The following is a 21,485-nucleotide window of genomic DNA, read 5'->3' on the forward strand; positions in this document are numbered from 1 at the left end:
AAAGCGGCCTCCGTCGAGGCCGGGCCGACGGAAGCCGTTTGGTTTGCCGAAAACTGGCGCGCCGATGCTAGGGCTCCATGTAGCCGGTGAGGCAGGCCGCGCCGGTCTTTTTGAACTGGCTCCAGAAGGGGCTGATGGCCCGCAGCTTTTCGATGACGCCGGGCATGTGCTCGAGGACGTAGTCGATCTCCTCTTCGGTGTTGTAGACGCTCAGCGAAAAGCGGATGCTGCCGTGGGCGGCGGTGTAGGGCACGCCCATGGCCCGCAGCACGTGGCTGGGCTCCAGCGAGCCGCTGGTGCAGGCCGAGCCGCTGGAGGCGCAGACGCCCCGCGACGAAAGGTGCAAAAGGATCGATTCGCCCTCGATGTATTCGAAGCTGATGCTGCAAGTGTTGGGCAGGCGGCGCTGTTTGTCGCCATTGAGGATGGTGGCCTCGATTTTGAGCAGGCCGGCCTCCAGGCGGTCGCGCAGGGCCTTTACCCGCGAGTTTTCCTCGACCATGCGCTGGGCGGCCAGCTCGCAGGCCTTGCCCAGGCCGACGATGTAGGGGGCGTTCTCGGTGCCGGCGCGGCGGCCGCGCTCCTGGTGGCCGCCCATGATATAGGGCACGAAGGGCGTGCCCTTGCGCACGTAGAGCACGCCGATGCCCTTGGGCGCGTGCAGCTTGTGGCCGCTGAGGGAGAGCATGTCGATCTTGCTCTCGGCCAGGTTGATGGGGATCTTGCCCACGGCCTGGACGGCGTCGGTGTGGAAGAGCACGCCGCGGCGGTTGCAGATGGCCGCCAACTCCTCGACGGGAAAGACCACGCCGGTCTCGTTGTTGGCCCACATGATGCTGACCAGGGCGGTGTCCTCGCGGATGGCCTCGCGCAGCTTGTCGGGGTCGAGGTTGCCGCCGCGATCGACGGGCAAAAAGGTCACGTCGTGGCCGCGCTCGGAGAGATTCTGGCAGAAATTAAGCACCGCCGGATGCTCGACGCGGGTGGTGATGATGTGCTTTTTGCCGGGCTGCGAGCGCAGGGCGCTCATGATGGCGGTGTTGTCGCTTTCGGTGCCGCAGGAGGTGAAGATCAGCTCGCCGGGCGTGGCCCCCAGCAGGGCGGCGACTTTTTCGCGGGCTTGGGCCAGGTGATGGGCCACCTCGCCGCCAAAGTTGTGCATGCTGCTGGGATTGCCGTAACGGTCGCCAAAAAACGGCAACATTGCCGCCACGACCTCGGGGGCCACCTGGGTGGTGGCGTTGTTGTCGAGGTAAATGACCCGTTCGTGACTCACGCCTTCACCTCCTCGACCACCAGTTCGTCGGTGACGAACTCGCGCAGCTTGGCCTGCACGAACTGGCTGAGCGTGGCCTGGCTGGCCGCGCAGGAGCTGCACATGCCGCGCAACGACACCAGCACCTTGTCGCCGTCGATGTCGATCAACTCGATATCGCCGCCGTCTTGCTTCAGGGCCGGGCGCACCTCGCGTTCGAGGGTCTCCTCGACCAGGCGCATCTTTTGGATATTGGTCAGCTTTTTCTTGGGTTCGGCCTGCGGCGGGGCCTGGACCTTGGCCGCGAGCGCCCCCGAGGTCCACAACTCGTCGAGGATCTGCTGGATCTTGTCCACGCAGTCGCCGCAGCCGCCGCCGGCCTTGGTGTAGTTGGTGATCTCCTCGACGGTGTGCAGGTTGTTTTCGCTGGCCACGCGGCGGATTTCCTGATCGGTGACGCCGAAACACTGGCAGATGATCTCGCCCTCGGCCTGGGGCAGGGGGGCCTGGCCGCGGAAATTGCGGATGGCCGCCTGCAAGGCCTGCTCGCCCATCACCGAGCAGTGCATCTTTTCCTTGGGCAGGCCGCCCAGATATTCGGCGATGTCTTTGTTGGTGAGGTTTTCGGCCTGCTCGATGGTCATGCCCTTGATCATCTCGGTCAGGGCCGAACTGGAGGCGATGGCGCTGGCGCAGCCGAAGGTCTGGAACTTGGCGTCGGCGATGCGGCCCTGGTCGTCGATCTTGATCATCAGCTTGAGCGCGTCGCCACAGGCCAGGGAGCCCACCTCGCCCACGCCGCTGGCGTCGTCGATCTCGCCGACGTTCTTGGGATTGACGAAGTGCTCCTTGACTTTATCGGTATATTCCCACATATGGTTTCTCCCCGGCCGCGGCGGGCCAAAGCCCTTTTCGCCGGCTGGCCGTCAGTGGTCTTGGGGGTATTGACACAGTTCGATGAGCACGCCGTGGGTGGCCTTGGGGTGCAAAAACACCACCTTGGCCCCGTGGGCCCCCGGGCGCGGCTCGTCGCTGGTCAGCGGCACGCCCTTGGCCTTGAGCTCGGCGATGGCCGCGACGATGTCGTCGACCTCGAAGGCCAGGTGATGGACGCCCTCGCCTTTCTTGGCCACGTATTTGGCGATGACGCCGTCGTCGGTGGTGCTCTGGACCAGCTCGATGTTGGTCTCGCCCACGGGGATGAAGCCGGTGACCAGTTCACCCACCGGCTCGGTGGAGGTCAGCTCCAGGGGCAGCATGCTGGTGTAAACTTTCGCCGCCTCGTCGACGCTGCCGACGGCCACGCCGATATGGGCCAATCTTTTGATCTTCATGGGCGCACACCTCGTAAAAGCGGGGGCCAACTGCAATTCCGCCGTTTCCGGCGGCATTCCATGGATTATCCAGCGGTTGTTTAATATTAGTGCCATCGTGACGCCGGCGCAACTCTTATCCCCGCCGGCCGGCAAAGGCCCTTGGCCCGGCTGGATCACGATTTTACAAGCACTAACAAAATTTCGCCTTGCGCGATTGGCTTTTTTTGCATCATTTGTATAATTATTGCATCGTTACCATGCACGGCAATCTGCGGGCCATAACAACCCGGCCCATTTACGACTGGAGAGCGCATGTCCGAGCCGGTGAGGGTCGCCAGCGGCGTAAGCGAACTGGACCGCCTTTTGGGCGGGCTGTTCATCGGCGACAACGTGGTCTGGCTCGATGACGCCGGCTCGTTGGCCACGGTGTTCTGCGGCAATTTCATCATGGCCAGCCAGTCACAGGAGCGGCCGCTGATCTACGTCACCTTCGACCGTTCGCCCAAAAACCTGCTGGACAAGCTTGGCCCCCTGGCCGACTATCCGGCCCTGACCATCCTCGACTGCTTTACCCACGGCAAGGGCATGGGCTCCGAGGTCTTCCTGAAGTTTTACGAAGACCCGCCGGCCCGTCGCGCGGCCAACGTGGTGCTGATGAGCGCCCCCGGCGACCCCGAGGAGGTCAGCCAGGCCCTCTACGGCTTGCAGGCCCGGCACCAGGGCGACGTGCGCTTCGTGCTGGAGAGCATCACCGGCATGCAGGAGCTGTGGGGCGACGAGGAGGCCATCGTCAATTTCTACAGCCGCACCTGCCCCCGGCTCTACGAACTCAACACCATCGCCTATTGGATCATGGAAAAGGCGGCCCATTCGGACCGCCTGAAGGCCCAGATCGCCCACATCGCCCAGGTGGTCATCGAGCTTTCGATCAAGCGCGGCACCACCAACCTGATGGTGGTCAAGGCCGAAAAGCGTCCCTCGGAAAACCTCCACCGCCAGTTCAACTATTGGAGCAAAGGGGCCAGCGTCAGCTTCGATCCCCAGCGCCGGGCGGCCAGCCGCTTCGACCTGGGCAAGCGCATCAAGGAGCTGCGCGGCAAAAAAGGCCTGAGCCAGACCGACCTGGCCAAGATGGTCGGCGTCACGCCCAGCACGATCAGCCAGGTGGAGAGCAACCACATTTACCCGTCGCTGCCGGCGTTGATCAAGATGGCCGAGGTGCTCAGCGTCGAGATAGCCTCGTTTTTCAACGACGGGGCCGAGGATCGCCAGCGAGTGGTCTTTTCGGCCGAGGAGGCGGTGGAGGTCAAGCTGGTGGACATGCCGGCCGGCGCGGTGCGCGCCCAATTGCTTTCGCCGGTGGATCTCGACAGCAAGACGGAACCATATATCATCGAGATTCCGCCAAAAACCAGCCTGCCATCGCATTTTTTCATGCACAAGGGCGAGGAGGTCGGCTATGTGCTGGCCGGCCGCGTGCAACTTAAGATCAAAAAGGCCGTGCACAACGCCCGGGCCGGCGACGTGATCTTTCTGACCAACGAATTGCCCACCAACTGGCAGAACCCCGGCCGCACGCCGGCCCGCCTGCTGTGGCTCAAGATCGGCTGAGCCCAGCGCCCGTTTGTTAGTTTGCATAATAATCTTGGTTGGATGGGCCTTTGTCCTCCCGGCGGCCGCGCGCTGTCGCGGCTTTGGCTGTTCGCGGCGGTGGTGAAAAATGTCGTTTGCCGTATTTGCAGCATTTTTGTGACTTTTGCGGCAGAGTTGCCGTAAAGTCTCGTCGCGCATTATTCATGATTATTCATTCTTATACTGCAATATTGCCGCTTTAATCCTGATATTCTGCCGACGCCAGCCGTGGCCTTTGATGGCGATCGTTGCAGTAGTTTTTTCTTTTTAGCTGTTATTGTAATTAGTTAATCGAGTTAGCACCGCTAATTTTGCCTTGACAGCGACCGGGCCTTCAGTGGAAATTATGGCAACAATTGCATTTCAGTTAAACTGAATATGACGCCGCGCGCGGCAAAGCAGGCGCGCAAACCAGTCAAAGGCGGCAATATTGCCGCATTCTCTCTGGAGATAACCATGAATCTCAATCGTCCCAACTCCAACGAAGCCATCCAGACCAAAAACCGCTCGCGCGACGTCGCCCCCCAGTCGGGCCTCTGCACCCGCTGCATGGACGGCTGTAAGGGCAACTGCGACCTGTTCCAGGCCACCTTCCGCGGCCGCGAGCTGCTCTATCCCGGGCCCTTCGGCGACGTCACCGCCGGCGCCGACAAGGACTACCCCGAGGACTACAGCCACCTGCAAATCATGGGCTACGCCCTCGGCGCCGACGGCACCCAGGCCGACCCCGATCACGCCACCTTCCCCACCGTCAGCACCGAGACCTCCTTTGGCGTCACCCACAAGGTCAAGATGAAGATCCCCATGTTCACCGGCGCGCTGGGCTCCACCGAGATCGCCCGCAAGAACTGGGAGCACTTCGCCATCGGCGCGGCCATCACCGGCATCAGCCTGGTCTGTGGCGAGAACGTCTGTGGCATCGACCCGGGCCTGGAGTTCGACAACAACGGCAAGGTCAAAAAAGCCCCCGACATGGAGCGCCGCGTCGAGCTCTACCGCCGCTATCATGAGGGCTACGGCGACATCCTCGTGCAGATGAACGTCGAGGACACCCGCCTGGGCGTGGCCGAGTACGTCGTCGACAAGTTGGGCGTGGAGACCATCGAGCTGAAGTGGGGCCAGGGCGCCAAGTGCATCGGCGGCGAGATCAAGGTCAACAGCCTCGAGCGGGCCCAGGAGCTCAAGCGCCGTGGCTACATCGTCACCCCCGATCCCGACAACCCGGCCATGCAGGCGGCCTTCAAGTCCGGGGCCATCAAGGAGTTCGAGCGCCACAGCCGCCTGGGCTTTGTCGATCAAGAGAGCTTCCACAAGGAAGTCGAGCGCCTGCGCAACCTGGGCGCCAAGCGCGTGACCCTCAAGACCGGCGCTTATCCCATGCGCGAGCTGGCCATGGCCATCAAGTGGGCCTCCGAGGCCAAGATCGACCTGCTGACCATCGACGGCGCGCCCGGCGGCACCGGCATGAGCCCCTGGCGGATGATGGAAGAGTGGGGCATCCCCGCCCTCTACCTGCACTCCATGACCTACGAGCTGTGCAAGCGCCTGGCCGACAATGGCGAGTGGGTGCCCGACATCGCCTTTGCCGGCGGTTTCTCCACCGAGGACCACATCTTCAAGGCCCTGGCCCTGGGCGCTCCCTTCACCAAGGCCGTGTGCATGGGCCGCGCCCTGATGATCCCCGGCATGGTCGGCAAAAACATCCAGAAGTGGCTTGACGGCGAGGACGGCGGCCTGCCCAGCACCGTGAGCAAATACGGCGCGACCAAGGAAGAGATCTTCGTCTGCCTCGAGGAGCTCAAAGGCAAGTTCGGCTCCGAGATCAACAACATCCCCCTGGGCGCGGTGGGCATCTTCAGCGCCGGCGAAAAGCTGCGCGTGGGCCTGCAACAGCTCATGGCCGGCGCGCGCAAGTGGCGCGTGGACCTGATCACCCGCAAGGAGCTGGCCTGCCTCACCGAGCAGGCGGCCAAGGTCACGGGCCTGCCCTACATCATGGACGCCTATCGCGAAGAGGCCCTGGCCGTCATCGACGGCAAGGACTGGACCAAAGTCCGGGCCATCGCCTAACCAGACACCCACCGCCTCCGGCGGCCGCCGCCACGGTCGCCGGAGGCGCCACGCCTCCTTGGGCCTTGCGGTCCACCAGCGCCGCGCGGCAATTTTGCCGTGCGGCGCATTTTTTCTAGCGGCCGACCATGCGCGCCAGGCGGCCGGCGGTCAGCTCGCTGATCTCGGCCAGGCAGGGGTGGACGTAGGGGATATCGGCCAGATCGGCGGCGGCGCCGCCCAGCTTCATGGCCACGGCCACGTCGTGGATCATCAGCGAGGCCTCGGGGGCCACCAGGTCGGCCCCGATGATGCGGCCGCTCTTGGCCTCGGCGCGCAGGTTCATCAGGCCGCGCACGCCGCCGGGGTAGGTCTGGGCCGCGCCCAACTCGGCCAGGTCGTAGCTGGCCTGGCGGAAATCCACGCCGGCGGCCTGGGCCTGGGCGGCGCTCAGGCCGACGCGGGCCACCTGGGGGTCGGTGAAGACGGCCCGGGGCACGACGCGGTCGTCGATGGCCTTGGGCTTGTCGCTGGAGGCGTTGTGGCCGGCGCACTGGCCCTCGACGATGGCCTGGTTGACCACCATCAGCCGGGCGGTGACGTCGCCGGCGGCGAAGATATGCGGCGCGCTTGCGCGCATGAACTGATCGACGGTCACCGCCCCGCCGGGGCCCGTGGCCACGCCGGCGGCGGCCAGATCCAGGCCGTCGCTGTTGGGCCGGCGGCCCAGCGAGAGCAGCAGGGCCTCGGCCTCGATGGCCCGCTCGCCGCCCTGATGGATGAACCTCGCCCGCGCGCCGTCGGCGGTCTTGGTCACGTCCAGCAATTTCGTGCCCAGGAATAGCTCCACGCCCTCCTCGGCCAGGCACTGGGCCAAAATCTGGCCGATGGCCGGGTCTTCCTTGCTGAGCAGGGCCTGGCCACGCTGGACGATGCTGACGCTTACGCCCATGCGCCGGGCGTATTGGGCCAGCTCCAGGGCCATGGTCCCGCCGCCCAGCACCAGAAGCGAGCGCGGCGGCCGCTCCAGCGCCAGGAAGGTCTCGGAGGTCAGATAGCCGCTCTGGGCCAGGCCGGGCACGTCGGGGACGACCTCGACGCTGCCGGTGGCGATGACGATGCTGGCCGCGCTGACGGGCTTGCCGTCCACGGCCACGGCGTGGGCGTCCAGAAAGCGCGCCCGCCCGCGCAGTAGCTCCAGGCCCTGCTGTTGCTTGGCGGCCACGGCCTGGGCGCGGCGCTGGGCCAGAAAGTCGACCACCCCCCGCCTGAATTCCTGCACGCCCGGATAGGCCGCCAGCCGGTCGGCGTTTTGGCGGCGCAGGTTGTCGGCGCTGTGGATCAGGGCCTTGGAGGGCATGCAGCCGGCCAGGATGCACAGGCCGCCCAGGCGGCCGGATTCGACCATGGCCACCCGCGCGCCGTTTTTCATGGCCGTGGTCGCCGCGGTGAAGCCGGCGCTGCCGCCGCCGCCGATGACCAGCACGTCGAAATCGTATGCGCTCATGATTTTTGCTCCTCTCTTCCGGCCAGCATGTCCTTGGCCCGCCGGCGGGCCAGCTCTTGCATGTCGACCACTTGATCGGTTTCGTCGACGATCTCGGCCCCCACCAAAGACTCCAGCACGTCTTCCATGGTCACCAGGCCATCGACGCCGCCGTATTCGTCGACAACCACGCACATGTGGGCCCGTCTGCTGAGAAAATGCTTGAGCAGGCGCAGGGCGTTGGCCGAGGCGGGCACGAAATGCAGCGGCCGGGCCAGCTCGGAGACCTTGGGGTCGTGGCGGGCCGGGTCGGTGGCCAGGATGTGATCGCGCAGCACGTAGCCGACGATGTTTTCCGGGTCGCCCACGTAGACCGGCAGGCGCGAATACGACCACTTGCGCGCCTCGGGCAGGATCTGCGAGACGTTGAGCGCGCCGTTGGCCAGCTTCATCACCGTGCGCGGGGTCATGATGTCGCTGGCGCTGATTTCCTCCAGGCCGATGATGTTGTGGATCAGTTCGGCCTCCATCTGGCTGATCTCGCCGCCGCGCTGGCCCATGGAGGCCGCGGCCAGGATCTCCTGCTCGCTGACATGGGGGCTGGCGGTGGCCTGGCCTTTGCGCGTAAAGACCCTGGTCAGCAGTTGGGTCAGCCAGATCAGCGGCGTCAAGCCGACGATCATGATTTTCAGCGGCGTCACCGCCCACGGCCACAGCCCGCGCCAATAAAGCGTGCCCAGGGTCTTGGGCAGGATCTCGGTGAAAACCAGCGTGGAGAGGGTGAACAGCACCGAGAAGATAAACAGCGAGTCGGCCCCCCACAGGTCGCCGGCGGCCCAGCCGGCGATGGACGCGCCGCCGGTGTGGGCCAGGGTGTTGAGGATCAGGATGGCCGAGAGCGTGCGCTCCATGCGCGCCTTCAGCCCCAGCATCTGGGCGGCGGCGCTGGAGCCGCCTTCCATGGCCGCCTCCAGGCTGATCACGCGGGTCGAGAAGAGAACAGCCTCCAGCAGGGAGCAAAGAAAAGACACGCCCTGCGACACCGCCACCGAGACCACGAACAGTACCACGACCACTCCCCGCATCGTTTGCGCTCACGCCCGGCGCGCCAAGCCCGCGCCTTCAGAGGCATATACTATATCATGGCCTTGAGCCGCGTCGCGCCCGATCGGCGCGCCATGACGGCCGGTTTGTGCTATCGTGGGGCGGAATCAAAAAAACGCCGGCCCGCCGGCCGGGGGAGGGGGGCATGCAAAGCGTTGAGCTGACCTTCGACAGCCACGGCCAGGCCTGCGCGGCCCGGCTGCATCTGCCCGATAACGCGAAAAAGCCGCCGGTGGTGGTCATGGGCCACGGCTTCGGCGCGCTGGCCAGCTTCGGCCTGGAGCCCTTCGCCCAGGCCCTGGCCCAGCGCGGCCTGGCCAGCCTGGTCTTTGACTATCGCCATTTCGGCCCCAGCCAGGGCCTACCACGCCAGTTGATCAGCATCCGTCGTCAGTTGCAAGACTGGCGCGCGGCCATGGCCCTGGCCCGTTCGCTGGAGGCGGTCGATGGCGCGCGTCTGGGCCTGTGGGGCAGTTCGTTCAGCGGTGGGCACGTGGTGGTCTTGGCCGCCAGCGACCCCGAGGTGGCGGCCGTGGTCAGCCAGGCCCCCATGGTCGATGGCCTGGCCTCGGCCCTGCTGCTGGGCCCGGCCTACGCCGCCGGCGGGCTGCTGCACGGCCTGTGGGATTTGGCCCGCGCGGCGCTGGGCCTTGCGCCTCACTACGCGCCCATCGTCGGCCGGCCCGGCTCCAGCGCCTTTTTGCGCACGCCCGACGCCTTCGATGGCTACATGGCCCTGGTCCCGCCCGGCGCGCCCTGGCGCAACCAGACTCCGGCGCGGGTGTTTCTCGCGGCGGCCTTTTATCGGCCCACGGCCCGCGCCACCCGCGTGCAATGCCCCCTATTGGTGGTGGCGGCCGGCCGCGACGGATTGATCCCGCCGGCGGCCACGCGCAAGATGGCCGCCAAGGCCCCGCGCGGCCAGCTCATCGAGCTGGACTGCGGTCATTTCGAGGTCTACGTCCAGCCGACCTTGCGCCAACTGGCCGTGGCCGAGGCCGATTTTCTGGTCCGGCATCTGCTCTAGCGTGGCAGAAGATCGGCCAGGGCCTGATCCAGCGTGGGCTGGGCAAAGCGAAAGCCGGCCCCCCGCAGGCGCTGGGGCAAGGCCCTTTGCCCCTCCAGCAGCACCGAGCCGAACTGGCCCAGGGCCAGGCGCACGGCAAAGGCCGGCGCGGGCAACACGGCCGGCCGGCCCAGGGCCCGGCCCAGGGATTTGGCGAATTGCCGGTTGGTGACCGGATGGGGCGCGCAGCAGTTGAAGGCCCCGCGCAGCTCGGGGCGCTCGAGGACAAACTTCAGCGCCGCGGCCAGATCGGCCTGATGGATCCAGCTCAACCACTGCCGGCCATGACCCAGCCGGCCGCCCAGGCCCAGCCGAAAGAGCGGCAGCATCTGGCCCAAGGCCCCGCCGCCCGAACCCAGCACCACGCCAAAGCGAGTAATGGCCACCATGGCCCCGCTTTGCTCGGCCGCCATGGCTTGAGCCTCCCACTCTTGGCAAACCCGGGCCAGAAAATCGTCACCGGGCGGGCTGGCTTCGTCCAATTCCTCGTCGCCGCCAAAGCCGTAGTAACCCACCGCCGAGGCCGATACCAGCCGAAACGGCGCGCCGCTGGGCCGGCCGGCCACGGCCTGGACCAGGTTGCCCGTGGACGCCAGGCGGCTGGAGCGGATCAATTCTTTATAGCTGGCGCTCCAGCGGCCAAAAATGCTGGCCCCGGCCAGATTGACCGCCGCCTGGCACCCGGCCACGCGCTCCTGCCAGGGCCCCGGCGAGGTGGGGTCGCCGATGACTGCCTCCACGCCCTGGGCCAGCCGCGCCGCCGAACCGGCCGTGCGGCATAGCGCCAGCACCCGCCAGCCATCGGCCACCAGCGCCCGGCACAGCGCCCCGCCCACGAAGCCGCTGGCCCCGGTGATCAACACGCTTTTCATCGCGCCCCTCCCGCCGCTGGGTGTTGGCTGTTTCTTGGCCCGTGGCGCCGGTTTGTGGCGGCCCCTCCACGGGCGCGGCCCCTGGTTTCAATGTAAAAGCAGGGCCACGCGCCGGTCAAGGGGAGCCGCTCCGTGATGTTGTGATAATCTTTTCGAGAGAAGTTCATAAAAAAATCGCGGCTGTTTTGCCGCCAAATCAATTTGGGCACAGCCCGTCTCGACTCTTTGCCCCGCGTCTTGATTGACGAAAAGGCCCCGCCGGCTCGTTTTTGGTCACCGTTGTGGCCGGCCGGGCTCCCCGCATTTTTTGTTTGACGAGTCGTTGGCACCAGATATAGTATGACTCTGGTATAAACGACACAACATGAAGCATCCGGGCCACAAGGGCCCGCCACGGACACCAGCGATCGAAAGTGTTTGAGACTATGGAGGAAACGATGCCCCAGCTCAAGGTCGTGGACAAATCCAGCCACGAGGTCCATGGCGCCGAGACCACCGACATGGCCCTTTTCGTGCGCACCTCGGCCGAGGAGATGGACTCCTGGGACAGTTCGCGCATCGAGCAGGCCCTCATCCGTGAGACCTTGCTGGACGACATCACCGCCAAGGAGATCGCCGCCGAGGTCGAGCGCCAGATCGCCAACGCCGGCATCAAGATGGTCACCGCCCCGCTCATCCGCGAGTTGGTCAACAGCAAGCTCATCGAACGCGGCCTGGAGGCCGAGCGTCTGCGCCACACCCGTCTGGGCGTGCCCCTCTACGACGTCGACAACATGATCCGTCTGCCCAACAAGGAAAACGCCAACGTGCCCCACGGCCCCGAGGCCACCAACCTGACCCTGGCCGAGAATATCAAAAAGGAATACGCCCTCATCAGCGTCTTTTCGCCCGACGTCGGCGACGCCCACATGCGCGGCGATCTGCACCTGCACGACCTGGGCTTTGTCGACCGGCCTTATTGCTCGGGCCAAAGTTTGGAATATATTAAAAAATTCGGCCTCAACCTGCCCAACAGCCTGGCCCTGGCCAAGCCGGCCAAGCACGCCGAGGTGCTCCTGGCCCACATGGTCAAGTTCGCCGCCGCCCTGCAATCCAACTTCGCCGGGGCCATCGGCTGGGACGCGGTCAACCTCTTTTTCGCCCCCTACCTCGAAGGCCTCGACGACCGCGCCGTCAAGCAGATGGCCCAGATGCTCATCTTCGAGTTCAGCCAGCAGGCCGTGGCCAGAGGCGGCCAGGCCATCTTCACCGACATCAACCTCTATTGGGAAGTGCCCAAGCACTTCGAAAACGTCCCGGCCATCGGCCCCGACGGCAAATATACCGGCAAGACCTACGCCGAATACGAAAAAGAGGCCCAGCGCTTTGTCTGGAAGCTCTTCGACGTCTACAAAGAAGGCGACGGCGCCGGTCGGCCCTTCTTCTTCCCCAAACCCCTGGTGCACATCACCGAAAAGTTCTTCAAGACCGAAGGCCACATGGATTTCCTGCGCCACATCTGCGACGTGGCCAGCGAAAAGGGCAACACCTACTTCGTCTTCGACCGGGGCGACACCGCCAAGATCAGCGAGTGCTGCCGCCTGAGCTTCAAGCTCGAACAATCCGACCTCGACGACGCCAACACCCCCTGGCGCATGCGCTACAGCGCCCTGCAAAACGTCACCATCAACCTGCCGCGCATCGCCTACGAGGCCGGCGGCGACGACACCAAGCTCTTCCAGATCTTGCGCCAGCGGATCGGCCTGGCCGCCAAGGCCCATATCGAAAAACGCGACTTCATCCAGAACCTGCTCAGCCACGGCCCCAAAGGCCCCCTGGCCCTGCTGGCCATGGAGCTCGACGGCACGCCCTACCTGCGCATGCACCGCGTGACCTACCTGGTGGGCATGGTCGGCCTCAACGAAATGGTCCAGGAACACCTGGGCCAGGAACTGCACGACTCCGAGGAGGCCTTGCGCTTTGGCCTCAAGGTCATCGCCCAGATGAACCTTTTGTGCGACTACTACGCCAAACGGCACGGCATGCGCTTTGTCCTCGAACAAACCCCCGCCGAGTCCACCGCCTATCGCTTCGCCAAGCTCGACCTCAAACACTACCCCGAGCGGGCCAAGCACAACGTGCGCGGCGATATCTTCCGCGGCGAGGTCTACTACACCAACTCGACCCTGTTCAACGTCGGCGCCACCATCAACCCCATCGAACGGGTCAAACTCGAAGGCCGCTTCCACCCCCTCATCGAAGCCGGCTCCATCACCCACGTCTGGCTGGGCGAGGCGCGCCCCTCCGCCGAATCCCTGGCCAACTTCGTCATCAAAATCTTCCGCGACACCAAAAACGACCAGGTCGCCTTCAGCCCCGAGTTCAGCTGCTGCAAATCCTGCGGCAAAACCACCCGCGGCATCGTCGACGCCTGCTCCTATTGCCACGGCGACGACCTGGAACATATCACCCGCATCACCGGATACTTCACCCGCGTCTCCTCCTGGAACAAAGGCAAAGTCGGCGAACTCAAGGACCGCTACCGCAATAACGGCTTCTTCAACGCCAACCCCAAGTCCGAGGCGGTTTAAAGAAAAGAACGGGGGGAGCTTTTTTGAAAAAAAGCTCCCCCCGCACCCCCCGCAAAAAACTTTGGCGCGTCCGTTTGGTTTACGCCTGCGGCGCAAACCAAACGGACGCGGCGAAAAATATTTGAGCGCGAGGTCGCCGGGGCGACCGGAGCCAGGCAACTATAGAGTTTTTTGGGAAGGGGTGCGGGGAAACCCTTTTTTGCAAAAAAGGGTTTCCCCGCGATCTCCCCTCTCCTCCCTCCCCAAAAGGAGCCAAATCATGACGCTATTCACCAAACCGGGTTGCGAGAAGTGCCATTACATCACCGACAAGTTTGATTTGCCGGCGTTGGGCATTCGCGAGGACATTTTGGCCCCGGACAATCCCGAGGCTTTGGCGCATCTGGCCTGGCACGAGCTGGTGGACGTGGCCGAGCGGGAGCTGCCCATTTTGGTGCTTGACGACATGAGTCACATCAGCGGGGCGATCAAGATCAAGTCGTATCTGAGCAAGCAGGCGGTCGGTGCCTGACGGGGCTGGCGCGGCGCGGCCCGAGGGGGTTGGCGCGGCGTTGCCGGCGATCAAGGGCTTTTTGGAGACCAGCTTTGTCGATTGGCGGGGCTGCATCGCGGCGGTGCTTTTTTTGCCGGGCTGCAATTTTGCCTGCCCCTATTGCCACAACCACGCCCTGGCTGTCGAGCCCGAAAGCTATCAGACCCGGCCGCTGGAGGATGTGCTGGCGCGCCTGCGGCCCTTCGTGGGCTGGATCGACGGCGTGGTGGTCAGCGGCGGCGAGCCCACGGTCAACCAGGGCCTGGAGCGCCTGCTGGCCCTGATCAAGGCCGAGGGTTTCGCGGTCAAGCTCGACACCAACGGCCATCGGCCCGCCGTGTTGCGTCGGCTGGTGGAGGCGGGTTTGGTGGACATGGTGGCCATGGACCTCAAGGCCCCGCTGGAGGCGCTGGCCTATCGCCGGGCGGCCGGGGTGGCGGCGGATGTGGCGCGCATCGGCCAGAGCGTGGATTTTTTGATCCACAGCGGCGTGGCCCACGAGTTTCGCTCGACGATCATACCCGGCTGGCACGGCCCGGCCGAGCTGGCGGCCATGGCCCAGGCCCTGCGCGGTTGCCAAGGTTGGACGCTGCAAGCCATGAACCCGGCCACGGCCTGGAACCAGGCGGCCCTGCCGTTGGCCGGCGGGGTCTATGCCGCCGACGATCTGGCCCGTTTGCAGGCCAGCCTGGCCGACGCCGTCGGGCGGCGCTAGGAGCCGTTGGTCGTGGCCGCCCTGCGCCTGATCGTCTTTGACAGCGGCGAAGGCGTGTGCCTTTTTTTGCGCCTGCCCGGTGGCCGGCGGATGCTCATCGACAGCGGCGTCCGGCCCAGCGGCAAGGCGCTTGGTTTTTTGCGCCGGCGGGGCGAGGTGGGCCCCTTGCGGCCGCTGGACGAATATCTGCGCCCGGCCTGTGGCCAGCCCGACATCCACCAATGGTTGGCCGTGTTGTGTTTGGTGCGCGGGCTGGTCTTGCGGCCCGGCGGTTCGTGGGTGTTCTGGCAGGGCCTGGCCAGCGACGAGAGCGGCTTCAGCCTGCGGGCCCACGTCATGCCCAGGGCCAGGGTGGCCCAGCCGCCGCTGGACATCTTTCCCCAACCGCCCATGCTGGTCTTGGGCCTGCAACCCGAGGAAATCCTGGACCTGGGCGGGCCGCCCGGGGCCTGGGTCTGCAACAGTTCATTGGCCGCGCGCCTGGGCCCCGCGCCGGACGGCGGCCGTCAATTGCTGGTGGGTGGCGATCTGCGCGCGGCGGCCTGGCAACGGCTGCTGGCCGATGGCGAGACCAGGCGGCTGGTGGGCGGGGTTTCGGGTTACGCCGCCGGCGAGCCGGCCGCCGGCCACGATCTGGGTCGTGGCCTGGTGATGGCCTGCCTGCCCTGGTTGCTGCTGGGCTGGCGCGAGGCCCAAGAACCCTGGCCGGCCGAGGATGGCGACGAGGCCTGGCGACGGCCGCTCGGCACCAGGCCCATGGCCGAGCTGCAAATCGACGTGGACGAGGGCGGCCAGATGCTGGTGCGTGGCCAAAGGGGAGAAGACAACGGCCTGGCGTGGAGCGGCTTGGCCCGGCCGCCTCACGACGAGGCCCTGCCCGCGCCATGGCCCCTGCGGCGGGCCCTGGCCGGCTCGGCCGAAGGGGATTGGTGATGGAGCGCGATCTGCCGTTGGAGCTTATCGAGCGGGTCTGGCAAAAGGCGCGGCCCGCGCCGCGACTGGACCCGGACAGCGTGCGCCAGGATTGCTTTGGGGCCTGGATCTACCGCCACGCCTTTGGTGATCGGGCCTCGGCCTATGGCTGGGATCTGGACTACATCGTGCCGCCCGACTGCGGCGGCCGTGGCGAGTTGGACAACCTGCGGCCCCTGCAATGGCAAAACAGCCTGATGCGTGGCCTGGGCCGCCTGACCAGGCCGGTCTCGGCCCTGGGCCTGGGCAACGCCCTGCTGATCATCGACTAGGCCGCGATCATCTCCGCGATCATCCCCGCATCGGCCAAAACCAGCCCCGCGCCGGCGGCGCATAGCGCGGCGGCGTCGCTACGACCGCTGGTCAGGCCCAGGCAGAAACAGCCGGCGGCCCGGCCGGCGCTCATGTCGGTGGGGTGATCGCCGATCATCCAGGCCTGGGCCGGCCAAACGCCAAGGCGCTCCAGGGCCGCCAGCACGTGGGCCGGGTCCGGCTTGGGCCGGGGCGCGGCCTCGCGGGGCAAAAACGCCTGGCAGTGGGCGTCGATGTCGGGGAAAACCCGCCTGATGGCCGCCGCGCAGTTGCGGCTGACAATGGCCACGGCCAGGCCTTCCCGCCGCAGGCCGGCCAACAACGGCCGGCAGAAATCGAACAAGCGGCCCCTTGCGGCCGCTTCGACCTCCACCTGGCGGATGACTTCCTCGGCCTGGGCGGCGAAACCGTCGCCCAGGGCGTTGGCGACCCGGCCCACGACCTCCAGCAGATAGCCCGCCGGCCACGGCCCGGCAAAACCCATGCGCCGGGCCAGGGCCTCGACCTGGCGGGCCATCAGGCCAAAATCGATGTTCAGCTCGGCCAGGGTGCCGTCAAAGTCAAAGACCAGGGCCAGGGGCCGGTTCATGCGCCCCGGCCGAATCCGCAGAAGGGGAAGCGACAGCCGCCGGGGCAGTCGCGGCAAAAACCGCCGTGGGCCAGGGCGGCCATGTCGGCGCGGTCGGGGCTTTGGCCGGCCAGGACTCGTGGCAGGATCACGTCGAGGATGGTCGTGGGGTGATAGAGCGCGCAGGCCGGCACGCCCAGCACCGGCACGAGGCCGTGGGGCCCGGCCAGCTTGCCCACCAGAAACATCGCCCCCGGCAGTATCGGCGCGCCATAGACCAGATCCAGCCCGCCGGCGTCGACGATGGCGTGGCGGGTGACGTCGTCGGGATCGACGCTCATGCCGGCGGTGGTGATGATCAGCTCGGCCCCGTCGGCCAACAGCGAGCGGATGGCCCCGGCCACGGCGGCGCGGTCGTCGGGGGCGATCTTGACGCCCAACGCCGAGGCCCCCAACTCGGCCAGCTTTTTGCGCACCACCGGCGCGAAGCCGTCCTGGATCAAACCCGAGGCCACCTCGTTGCCGGTGACGACGATGCCCGTTCGCGCCGGCTTGATGGGCGCGACCTCGATCAACCCGCCTTGGGCCACTTCCACGGCCCTGGCGATGTTTTGGCGTAACGGCGTCAGCGGGATGGCCCTGGTGCCGGCCACGGGTTGGCCTTTTTTCACCGGCGTGTGGCGGTGGATGGTGGCGCACATCACTTCATCGACCAGATTGAAGCTGGTCAGGCGCTCCACGTCGACCATGAACAGGCCGTCGCGGTCGGCCAAAAGGGTGATCTTGCCCTCGCGGGGCGGCCCACCCAAACAGACGCCCGGCCCGGCCAGGGCCTGGGCCAGCAGGCCGGCGGCCTCGTCCTCGTGCATCTGCTCGGGGCCGATATCCAGCACGTAAAGATTGCGTTTGCCCATGGCCGCCAGGCGCTCCAGATCCTCGGCGCGCACCACGTGGCCCTTGCGAAAGGCCGGGCCCTTGGCCTTGCCGGGCACGATCTCCGTAACGTCGTGGGCCAGAATCAGGCCCACGGCCTGCTCCAGGGGCACGATGCGCCCGCTGGGCCCGTTGGCGCATTGTTGTCCGCAGTCGCCGCTCATGATCGATCATCTCCGGGCGCGGGGGAAAAGTACGCTTGGCCGGCGCAGACCGCGCAGAGGTTCTGGCCCGCCACCCGGCGCATCTGGCCCGAGCGCACCAAAACGCCACAGCGTTGGCAGGGGATTTTTTCCGGCCGCGCGCCGGGCCGTTCGTTGGGCTCCAGGTCGATGCGCACCCACGACGCCTCGAAGAGCACGTCGTCGGGCATGAGCCGATAGGCGGCCTCCTGCACGGCGCTGGGTTTGGTCAGGCCGGCCGGGGCGTAGTCGCGCGCCAGCTCCTTGGATTGCTCGCGGTTGACCACGCGCACGGCCCGGCCGTCGGTCAGGTCCAGAAACGAGACGGCCAGCAGGCCCAGGTTGATCATCTTGAGCGAGCCGCGGCCGAAACGCAGGCCCGTGGCCGCGGCCACGGCGTCGGCCAGGCAGCGCTCCACCTCGACAAATCCCACGATGTTTTTGATCTCGGGCATGCCCAGCGGGCAGCCGTAGCCTAAAAGCCCCAGGCCCAAAATAGACATGCGCACGCCGATGACCTGGCCGGAACAGAGGTGGCCATGGCTGCGCGCCGAGGCCTCGACCAGGGCGTCGACCAAGGCGCGGGGTGGCGTCTGGCCCGGGGGAATGGCGATGGTTTGCGGCATGGGCGCGACGGTCACTTGACGCGGTGGATGGAGCTGACCCGGCCGTGGGCCCGCAGGGCTTCGCGGCCAGCCACGGGCGGGGCGGTGGTGATGGGCAGCGGCATGGCGCGCAGGCGCGGCGTCACCGCCGCGCACAGGCCCACCAACTCGCCCAGGGGGTGACGACCGACCCTGGGCCAGGGCCAGGTGACCGCGCTGGACCAGGTGGTGGGCACTGGACCCAGAACCTCGCGCACCAGGCGACGCAGGCCCAACAGGCCGATGGGCCGGCCCGTCAGCACCGGGTGCTTGCGGCCCAACCAGCGGGCGATCTGGGCGCTGGGGTCGAAGGGGTTGGCGCTGATCACGCAGACCCGGCTGGCGGCCACCCGCGCGGCCTCGGCCAGAACCTGGGCGCGGCGCTCGGTCAGCTCCAGGGTGTTGACCAGCACCACGGCGTCGAACTCGTTGTCGTCGAAGGGCAGATCGTGGGCGTCGCCCTTGACGATGCGCGCCCGCCCGCCCAGGCGTTGGGAGGCCAGCTTGGCCGCCACCGGCCCGGCCTCCAGGCCCTGGCAGAACATGCCCCGCTCGTGCAGGTGCTCCAGATGCGCGCCCAGGCCGCAACCCACGTCCAACACCCGCCAGCCAGGCGTGAAGTCGAGGATCTGGTCGAGCAGGGCGCAACTGGCCCGCAGATATTGAGCCCCGGCCGGGGTCTCCAGCCAGGCTTCGTATTGGGCGGTCTCCTGCGCTTCGAATATCTTGTCCATGTCGCTAAGGATATAACCATCGGCCCCCTTGGGCAAGCCCGAGGCGACGGCCAAGGGCAATATCCCGCCGGCCTATCCGGCCAGGTTGCCGGCCCTGTGGCGCGGCTGGCCCGGTTTGTGGTATTTTTAGGCGCGGAAAGGGCAGCCATGCAACGAAGACGCAAAAGCAAGCGCGGGCCGACGTTCCTGGCCAGGGAGCTGGACTACGCCGAGGTCCGTTGCCACCGCCACCTGGATTGCGGGCTCTACAACGCCTGCCTGGGCCTGGTTTCGGCCCGGCGCTGGACGTCTTTTTCCTGCCGCCAGTGCGAGCTGTTCCCCGACGGCGCGCCGAGCATCCCCCGTGGCCCGGCCGAGGTGCTCTCCATGCCCGTGGGCTCGACCCGCTGATCATCCGGCCAGCGTTGCGCGCCGCCGTCCGCGAAAACGTCGCCTAGTCCTGGCCGTCCTCGTCGTCGATGGGGCCGTGGCGGCGGTCCAGCCGATAAAGCAAGCCATAGATCTTCTCGCGCCAGATCCACACCGGGGCCACCATGGCCAGACTGATGGCCAGCAGCAGGCCCAGGCTCCAATATTGCTCGTTGTAGACCAGCGCGCCCTGGAGGCTCAGCATCAGCGTGCCGGGGATGCGCCCCACCGACGAAAGCACCATGAACACCGCCCAGTGCATGGGCGAAAGCCCCAGCACATAGCACAGCACGTCCTTGGGAAAGCCCGGAAAAACAAAAAAAATGAAGCTGAGGATGACGCCTTGGCGCTCCATCAACTCGGCGGTCTTGGCCAGATAGGCCGGCGGGGCCAGGCGCTCGACCAGGCCGCGGCCCAGCAGCCGGGCCAGGAAAAAGTTGATCCACGAGCCCAGGGCCAGGCTGATGGTGGAGTAGATCGCCGATTGCCACCAGCCAAAGACATAGCCGCCCGCCGCGCCGACAAGCTCGCCGGGGATGGGCGAAAAGACCACCTGGGCCACCTGAAAGCCCATGAACACCAGCGGCGCCCAGGCGCCGTAATCCTGAATGCGCTGGCGGAAGGTCTCGCGGTCGGCCAGCATCGCCCACATGCGCTGACAAAAGGCCCACATGGGCTCCCAATAAAGCCACGTCAGCAGGCCCACCGCCAGCAGCAGGGCCACGGCCAGGGCCGGCCGCCAGAGCGGGCGACGCGGCGTTGGGATTTTGGGCGGATCGGCGCTCAAGCTTCGTTTTTCAGGCTGGGCTGACCGGTGGACTCCAGCACCGCCCGCCACAGGCCGCCACAGGGGTCGATCTTTTTGCGGTGGCAGATCGCCAGCGGGATCGGCGCGTGGACATAGTGGTTGTTCCACAGCGAGATGAGCAGGCCCGTGCGGCCGCTCATGCCGGCGTGCACGGCGTGGTGGCCCAGAAAGCCGGTGAAGATGCGGTCGCCGCTGTTGGCCGGCACCGAGCGCACCATGTAGGACGGATCGATGTATTTTTGGTTGAGCTCGACGCCCTGGTCGGCGAAGTGGGCGCTGAAGCGGTCGCGCAGATAGGTGCCGATGTCGCCCAGGCGCACGTTGCCGGAGGGGTCTTTTTCGGCGTGGTCGGTGTGAAAAAATTTCTGGCCCGCGCCCTCGGCCACCACCACCACGGCGTGGCCTCGGGCGGTCATGCGGTTGTTGAGGGCCTGTAGCAGGCCGTTGGGGCCGTCCAGGTCGAAGTCGACCTCGGGCACCAGGCAGAAGTTGACCTCGGTCAGGGCCAGGGTGGCGTGGGCGGCCACGAAGCCGCTGTGCCGACCCATCAGCTTGACCAGGCCCAGGCCGTTGGGCGCGCCCTCGGCCTCGTTGTGGGCCCCCAGGATGGCCCGGGTGGCCGCCTCCACGGCGGTCTGGAAGCCGAAGGTCATCTCGACGAAGCAGATGTCGTTGTCGATGGTCTTGGGGATGGCCACCAGGCCGATCTTGAGGCCTCGGTTGGTGATCTCCTGGTGGATGCTCTGGGCCGCGTGCAGGGTGCCGTCGCCGCCGATCATGAACAGCAGGCCGATGTTCTGGCGTTCGAGGGTGTCGACGATCTCGTCCATGGGTTGGGGGCCGCGGCTCATGCCCAGAAAAGAGCCGCCCCGGCCGTGGATGCTCTGGACGGTCTTGGGGTTGAGGTCGATGAAATCGTGGCCGTAGGAGGGGATGAAGCCCTGCAAGCCGTAGCGCACGCCGACGATGTTGCGCACGCCATACATATAATAAAGCTGCAAGACGATCGAGCGCACCAGCGAGTTGATGCCCGGGCACATGCCGCCGCAGGTGACGATGGCCGCCTTGAGCTTGGTGGGGTCGAAGTAGATGTGGCGGCGCGGCCCGGCTTTTTCCAGGCTGGCCGGCAGGTTGCCATCGGCGTCCGGCTCGCAGCTGTAGGGGTTGATCAAAACGCGGGCGCTGTCGTCGTCGAGGAAGGTGAAGCCGCGCTTTTCGGGCGCTTTCATTGTGGTCAGGGGGTTGACGATCTTGGCCGGGCCCAGGGCGGGGATGAGGGTGTCCTCGGGCCTTACGGTGTGTTTGATCTCGTTCACGGCGCGACTCC

At 66.4% G+C, this 21,485-nt stretch carries 21 protein-coding genes; 9 read left to right on the forward strand and 12 right to left on the reverse strand.

The genetic code is table 11. The features are described from left to right. Positions 1-67: 67 nt before the first annotated feature. Genes nifS through mce form a run of 3 tightly spaced genes read right to left on the reverse strand, consistent with a single transcriptional unit; the run spans position 68 to position 2,589 of the window. On the reverse strand, positions 68-1,276 hold the full coding sequence (nifS, locus tag DEBA_RS03445) for a cysteine desulfurase NifS (protein ID WP_013257515.1): 1,209 nt from the start codon (positions 1,274-1,276) through the stop codon (positions 68-70). Continuing rightward, entirely contained in the window at positions 1,273-2,130 is an 858-nt protein-coding gene (gene nifU / locus DEBA_RS03450) for a Fe-S cluster assembly protein NifU (RefSeq protein ID WP_013257516.1), read from the reverse strand. The genes nifS and nifU overlap by 4 nt, the downstream gene beginning before the upstream one ends. A gap of 51 nt (positions 2,131-2,181) precedes the next feature. Further along, on the reverse strand, positions 2,182-2,589 hold the full coding sequence (mce, locus tag DEBA_RS03455; protein ID WP_013257517.1) for a methylmalonyl-CoA epimerase: 408 nt from the start codon (positions 2,587-2,589) through the stop codon (positions 2,182-2,184). A 294-nt stretch (positions 2,590-2,883) separates the two neighbouring features. On the opposite strand from mce, the gene DEBA_RS03460 reads away from it, so the two are divergent. Together DEBA_RS03460 and DEBA_RS03465 are read left to right on the forward strand one after the other, a co-directional pair. Then, positions 2,884-4,182, forward strand: a complete 1,299-nt coding sequence (locus tag DEBA_RS03460; protein ID WP_013257518.1) for a helix-turn-helix domain-containing protein — start codon at positions 2,884-2,886, stop codon at positions 4,180-4,182. A gap of 477 nt (positions 4,183-4,659) precedes the next feature. Further along, complete coding sequence (locus tag DEBA_RS03465; protein ID WP_013257519.1) at positions 4,660-6,273, forward strand: FMN-binding glutamate synthase family protein; 1,614 nt, start codon at positions 4,660-4,662, stop codon at positions 6,271-6,273. 115 nt (positions 6,274-6,388) lie between these two features. On the opposite strand, the gene DEBA_RS03470 is transcribed toward DEBA_RS03465, so the two are convergent. Next, on the reverse strand, positions 6,389-7,759 hold the full coding sequence (locus tag DEBA_RS03470; protein ID WP_013257520.1) for a dihydrolipoyl dehydrogenase family protein: 1,371 nt from the start codon (positions 7,757-7,759) through the stop codon (positions 6,389-6,391). Then, the gene (locus DEBA_RS03475) at positions 7,756-8,814 is read right to left on the reverse strand and encodes a hemolysin family protein (protein ID WP_050762220.1); all 1,059 of its coding nucleotides are present in this window, start codon (positions 8,812-8,814) and stop codon (positions 7,756-7,758) included. The genes DEBA_RS03470 and DEBA_RS03475 overlap by 4 nt, the downstream gene beginning before the upstream one ends. Before the next feature lie 173 nt (positions 8,815-8,987). On the opposite strand from DEBA_RS03475, the gene DEBA_RS03480 reads away from it, so the two are divergent. Next, complete coding sequence (locus DEBA_RS03480; protein WP_013257522.1) at positions 8,988-9,869, forward strand: alpha/beta hydrolase; 882 nt, start codon at positions 8,988-8,990, stop codon at positions 9,867-9,869. On the opposite strand, the gene DEBA_RS03485 is transcribed toward DEBA_RS03480, so the two are convergent. Beyond that, a complete protein-coding gene (locus DEBA_RS03485; protein WP_013257523.1) occupies positions 9,866-10,780 on the reverse strand; it encodes a TIGR01777 family oxidoreductase in 915 nt (304 codons plus the stop codon). The two genes, DEBA_RS03480 and DEBA_RS03485, sit on opposite strands and share 4 nt — an antisense overlap. 437 nt (positions 10,781-11,217) lie before the next feature. Between DEBA_RS03485 and nrdD the strand changes: the two genes are divergently transcribed. From nrdD to DEBA_RS03510, 5 genes are all read left to right on the forward strand, one after another. Beyond that, positions 11,218-13,350 (forward strand): anaerobic ribonucleoside-triphosphate reductase, encoded by a 2,133-nt coding sequence (gene nrdD, locus DEBA_RS03490; protein ID WP_013257524.1) that lies wholly within the window; start codon positions 11,218-11,220, stop codon positions 13,348-13,350. A gap of 259 nt (positions 13,351-13,609) precedes the next feature. After that, positions 13,610-13,861 carry a hypothetical protein gene (locus DEBA_RS03495; protein WP_013257525.1) on the forward strand — a complete coding sequence of 84 codons (252 nt, stop codon included), beginning with the start codon at positions 13,610-13,612 and terminating at the stop codon, positions 13,859-13,861. Further along, the gene (locus DEBA_RS03500) at positions 13,854-14,597 is read left to right on the forward strand and encodes an anaerobic ribonucleoside-triphosphate reductase activating protein (RefSeq protein WP_013257526.1); all 744 of its coding nucleotides are present in this window, start codon (positions 13,854-13,856) and stop codon (positions 14,595-14,597) included. The genes DEBA_RS03495 and DEBA_RS03500 overlap by 8 nt, the downstream gene beginning before the upstream one ends. A gap of 12 nt (positions 14,598-14,609) precedes the next feature. Next, positions 14,610-15,530, forward strand: coding sequence for a hypothetical protein (locus DEBA_RS03505; protein WP_013257527.1), 921 nt, complete (start codon positions 14,610-14,612; stop codon positions 15,528-15,530). Continuing rightward, positions 15,530-15,841, forward strand: coding sequence for a hypothetical protein (locus tag DEBA_RS03510; protein ID WP_013257528.1), 312 nt, complete (start codon positions 15,530-15,532; stop codon positions 15,839-15,841). Before DEBA_RS03505 ends, DEBA_RS03510 begins: the two co-directional genes overlap by 1 nt. Here DEBA_RS03510 and DEBA_RS03515 read toward each other — a convergent pair. Genes DEBA_RS03515 through DEBA_RS16785 form a run of 4 tightly spaced genes read right to left on the reverse strand, consistent with a single transcriptional unit; the run spans position 15,838 to position 18,996 of the window. Next, positions 15,838-16,470 (reverse strand): HAD family hydrolase, encoded by a 633-nt coding sequence (locus DEBA_RS03515; RefSeq protein ID WP_013257529.1) that lies wholly within the window; start codon positions 16,468-16,470, stop codon positions 15,838-15,840. The genes DEBA_RS03510 and DEBA_RS03515 overlap by 4 nt on opposite strands. After that, positions 16,467-17,546, reverse strand: coding sequence for a molybdopterin-binding protein (locus tag DEBA_RS03520; RefSeq protein WP_013257530.1), 1,080 nt, complete (start codon positions 17,544-17,546; stop codon positions 16,467-16,469). Before DEBA_RS03520 ends, DEBA_RS03515 begins: the two co-directional genes overlap by 4 nt. Beyond that, positions 17,543-18,190: an FmdE family protein gene (locus DEBA_RS03525; RefSeq protein ID WP_013257531.1), complete on the reverse strand. Its 648-nt coding sequence runs from the start codon at positions 18,188-18,190 to the stop codon at positions 17,543-17,545. The genes DEBA_RS03520 and DEBA_RS03525 overlap by 4 nt, the downstream gene beginning before the upstream one ends. An 11-nt stretch (positions 18,191-18,201) precedes the next feature. Continuing rightward, a complete protein-coding gene (locus DEBA_RS16785) occupies positions 18,202-18,996 on the reverse strand; it encodes a class I SAM-dependent methyltransferase (protein WP_013257532.1) in 795 nt (264 codons plus the stop codon). Between the two features lie 93 nt (positions 18,997-19,089). Here DEBA_RS16785 and DEBA_RS03535 point away from each other — a divergent pair, with 93 nt between their 5' ends. Next, on the forward strand, positions 19,090-19,332 hold the full coding sequence (locus DEBA_RS03535) for a hypothetical protein (RefSeq protein WP_013257533.1): 243 nt from the start codon (positions 19,090-19,092) through the stop codon (positions 19,330-19,332). 43 nt (positions 19,333-19,375) lie between these two features. Here the strand turns inward: DEBA_RS03535 and DEBA_RS03540 are convergent, their stop codons facing one another. Beyond that, positions 19,376-20,137 (reverse strand): TVP38/TMEM64 family protein, encoded by a 762-nt coding sequence (locus DEBA_RS03540; protein ID WP_013257534.1) that lies wholly within the window; start codon positions 20,135-20,137, stop codon positions 19,376-19,378. Further along, the gene (locus DEBA_RS03545) at positions 20,134-21,474 is read right to left on the reverse strand and encodes an ATP-dependent 6-phosphofructokinase (RefSeq protein ID WP_013257535.1); all 1,341 of its coding nucleotides are present in this window, start codon (positions 21,472-21,474) and stop codon (positions 20,134-20,136) included. The genes DEBA_RS03540 and DEBA_RS03545 overlap by 4 nt, the downstream gene beginning before the upstream one ends. Positions 21,475-21,485 lie beyond the last annotated feature (11 nt).

This window comes from Desulfarculus baarsii DSM 2075, assembly GCF_000143965.1.
In the GTDB taxonomy this organism is placed as follows: domain Bacteria; phylum Desulfobacterota; class Desulfarculia; order Desulfarculales; family Desulfarculaceae; genus Desulfarculus; species Desulfarculus baarsii.

What these genes read in the sequence shown, in the direction of transcription:
- nifU (WP_013257516.1), bottom strand. Translation starts at nt 2,130, where the DNA reads ATGTGGGAATATACCGATAAAGTCAAGGAGCACTTCGTCAATCCCAAG.
- mce (WP_013257517.1), bottom strand. Translation starts at nt 2,589, where the DNA reads ATGAAGATCAAAAGATTGGCCCATATCGGCGTGGCCGTCGGCAGCGTC.
- DEBA_RS03460 (WP_013257518.1), top strand. Translation starts at nt 2,884, where the DNA reads ATGTCCGAGCCGGTGAGGGTCGCCAGCGGCGTAAGCGAACTGGACCGC.
- DEBA_RS03465 (WP_013257519.1), top strand. Translation starts at nt 4,660, where the DNA reads ATGAATCTCAATCGTCCCAACTCCAACGAAGCCATCCAGACCAAAAAC.
- DEBA_RS03470 (WP_013257520.1), bottom strand. Translation starts at nt 7,759, where the DNA reads ATGAGCGCATACGATTTCGACGTGCTGGTCATCGGCGGCGGCGGCAGC.
- DEBA_RS03480 (WP_013257522.1), top strand. Translation starts at nt 8,988, where the DNA reads ATGCAAAGCGTTGAGCTGACCTTCGACAGCCACGGCCAGGCCTGCGCG.
- DEBA_RS03485 (WP_013257523.1), bottom strand. Translation starts at nt 10,780, where the DNA reads ATGAAAAGCGTGTTGATCACCGGGGCCAGCGGCTTCGTGGGCGGGGCG.
- nrdD (WP_013257524.1), top strand. Translation starts at nt 11,218, where the DNA reads ATGCCCCAGCTCAAGGTCGTGGACAAATCCAGCCACGAGGTCCATGGC.
- DEBA_RS03495 (WP_013257525.1), top strand. Translation starts at nt 13,610, where the DNA reads ATGACGCTATTCACCAAACCGGGTTGCGAGAAGTGCCATTACATCACC.
- DEBA_RS03510 (WP_013257528.1), top strand. Translation starts at nt 15,530, where the DNA reads ATGGAGCGCGATCTGCCGTTGGAGCTTATCGAGCGGGTCTGGCAAAAG.
- DEBA_RS03515 (WP_013257529.1), bottom strand. Translation starts at nt 16,470, where the DNA reads ATGAACCGGCCCCTGGCCCTGGTCTTTGACTTTGACGGCACCCTGGCC.
- DEBA_RS03520 (WP_013257530.1), bottom strand. Translation starts at nt 17,546, where the DNA reads ATGAGCGGCGACTGCGGACAACAATGCGCCAACGGGCCCAGCGGGCGC.
- DEBA_RS03525 (WP_013257531.1), bottom strand. Translation starts at nt 18,190, where the DNA reads ATGCCGCAAACCATCGCCATTCCCCCGGGCCAGACGCCACCCCGCGCC.
- DEBA_RS03535 (WP_013257533.1), top strand. Translation starts at nt 19,090, where the DNA reads ATGCAACGAAGACGCAAAAGCAAGCGCGGGCCGACGTTCCTGGCCAGG.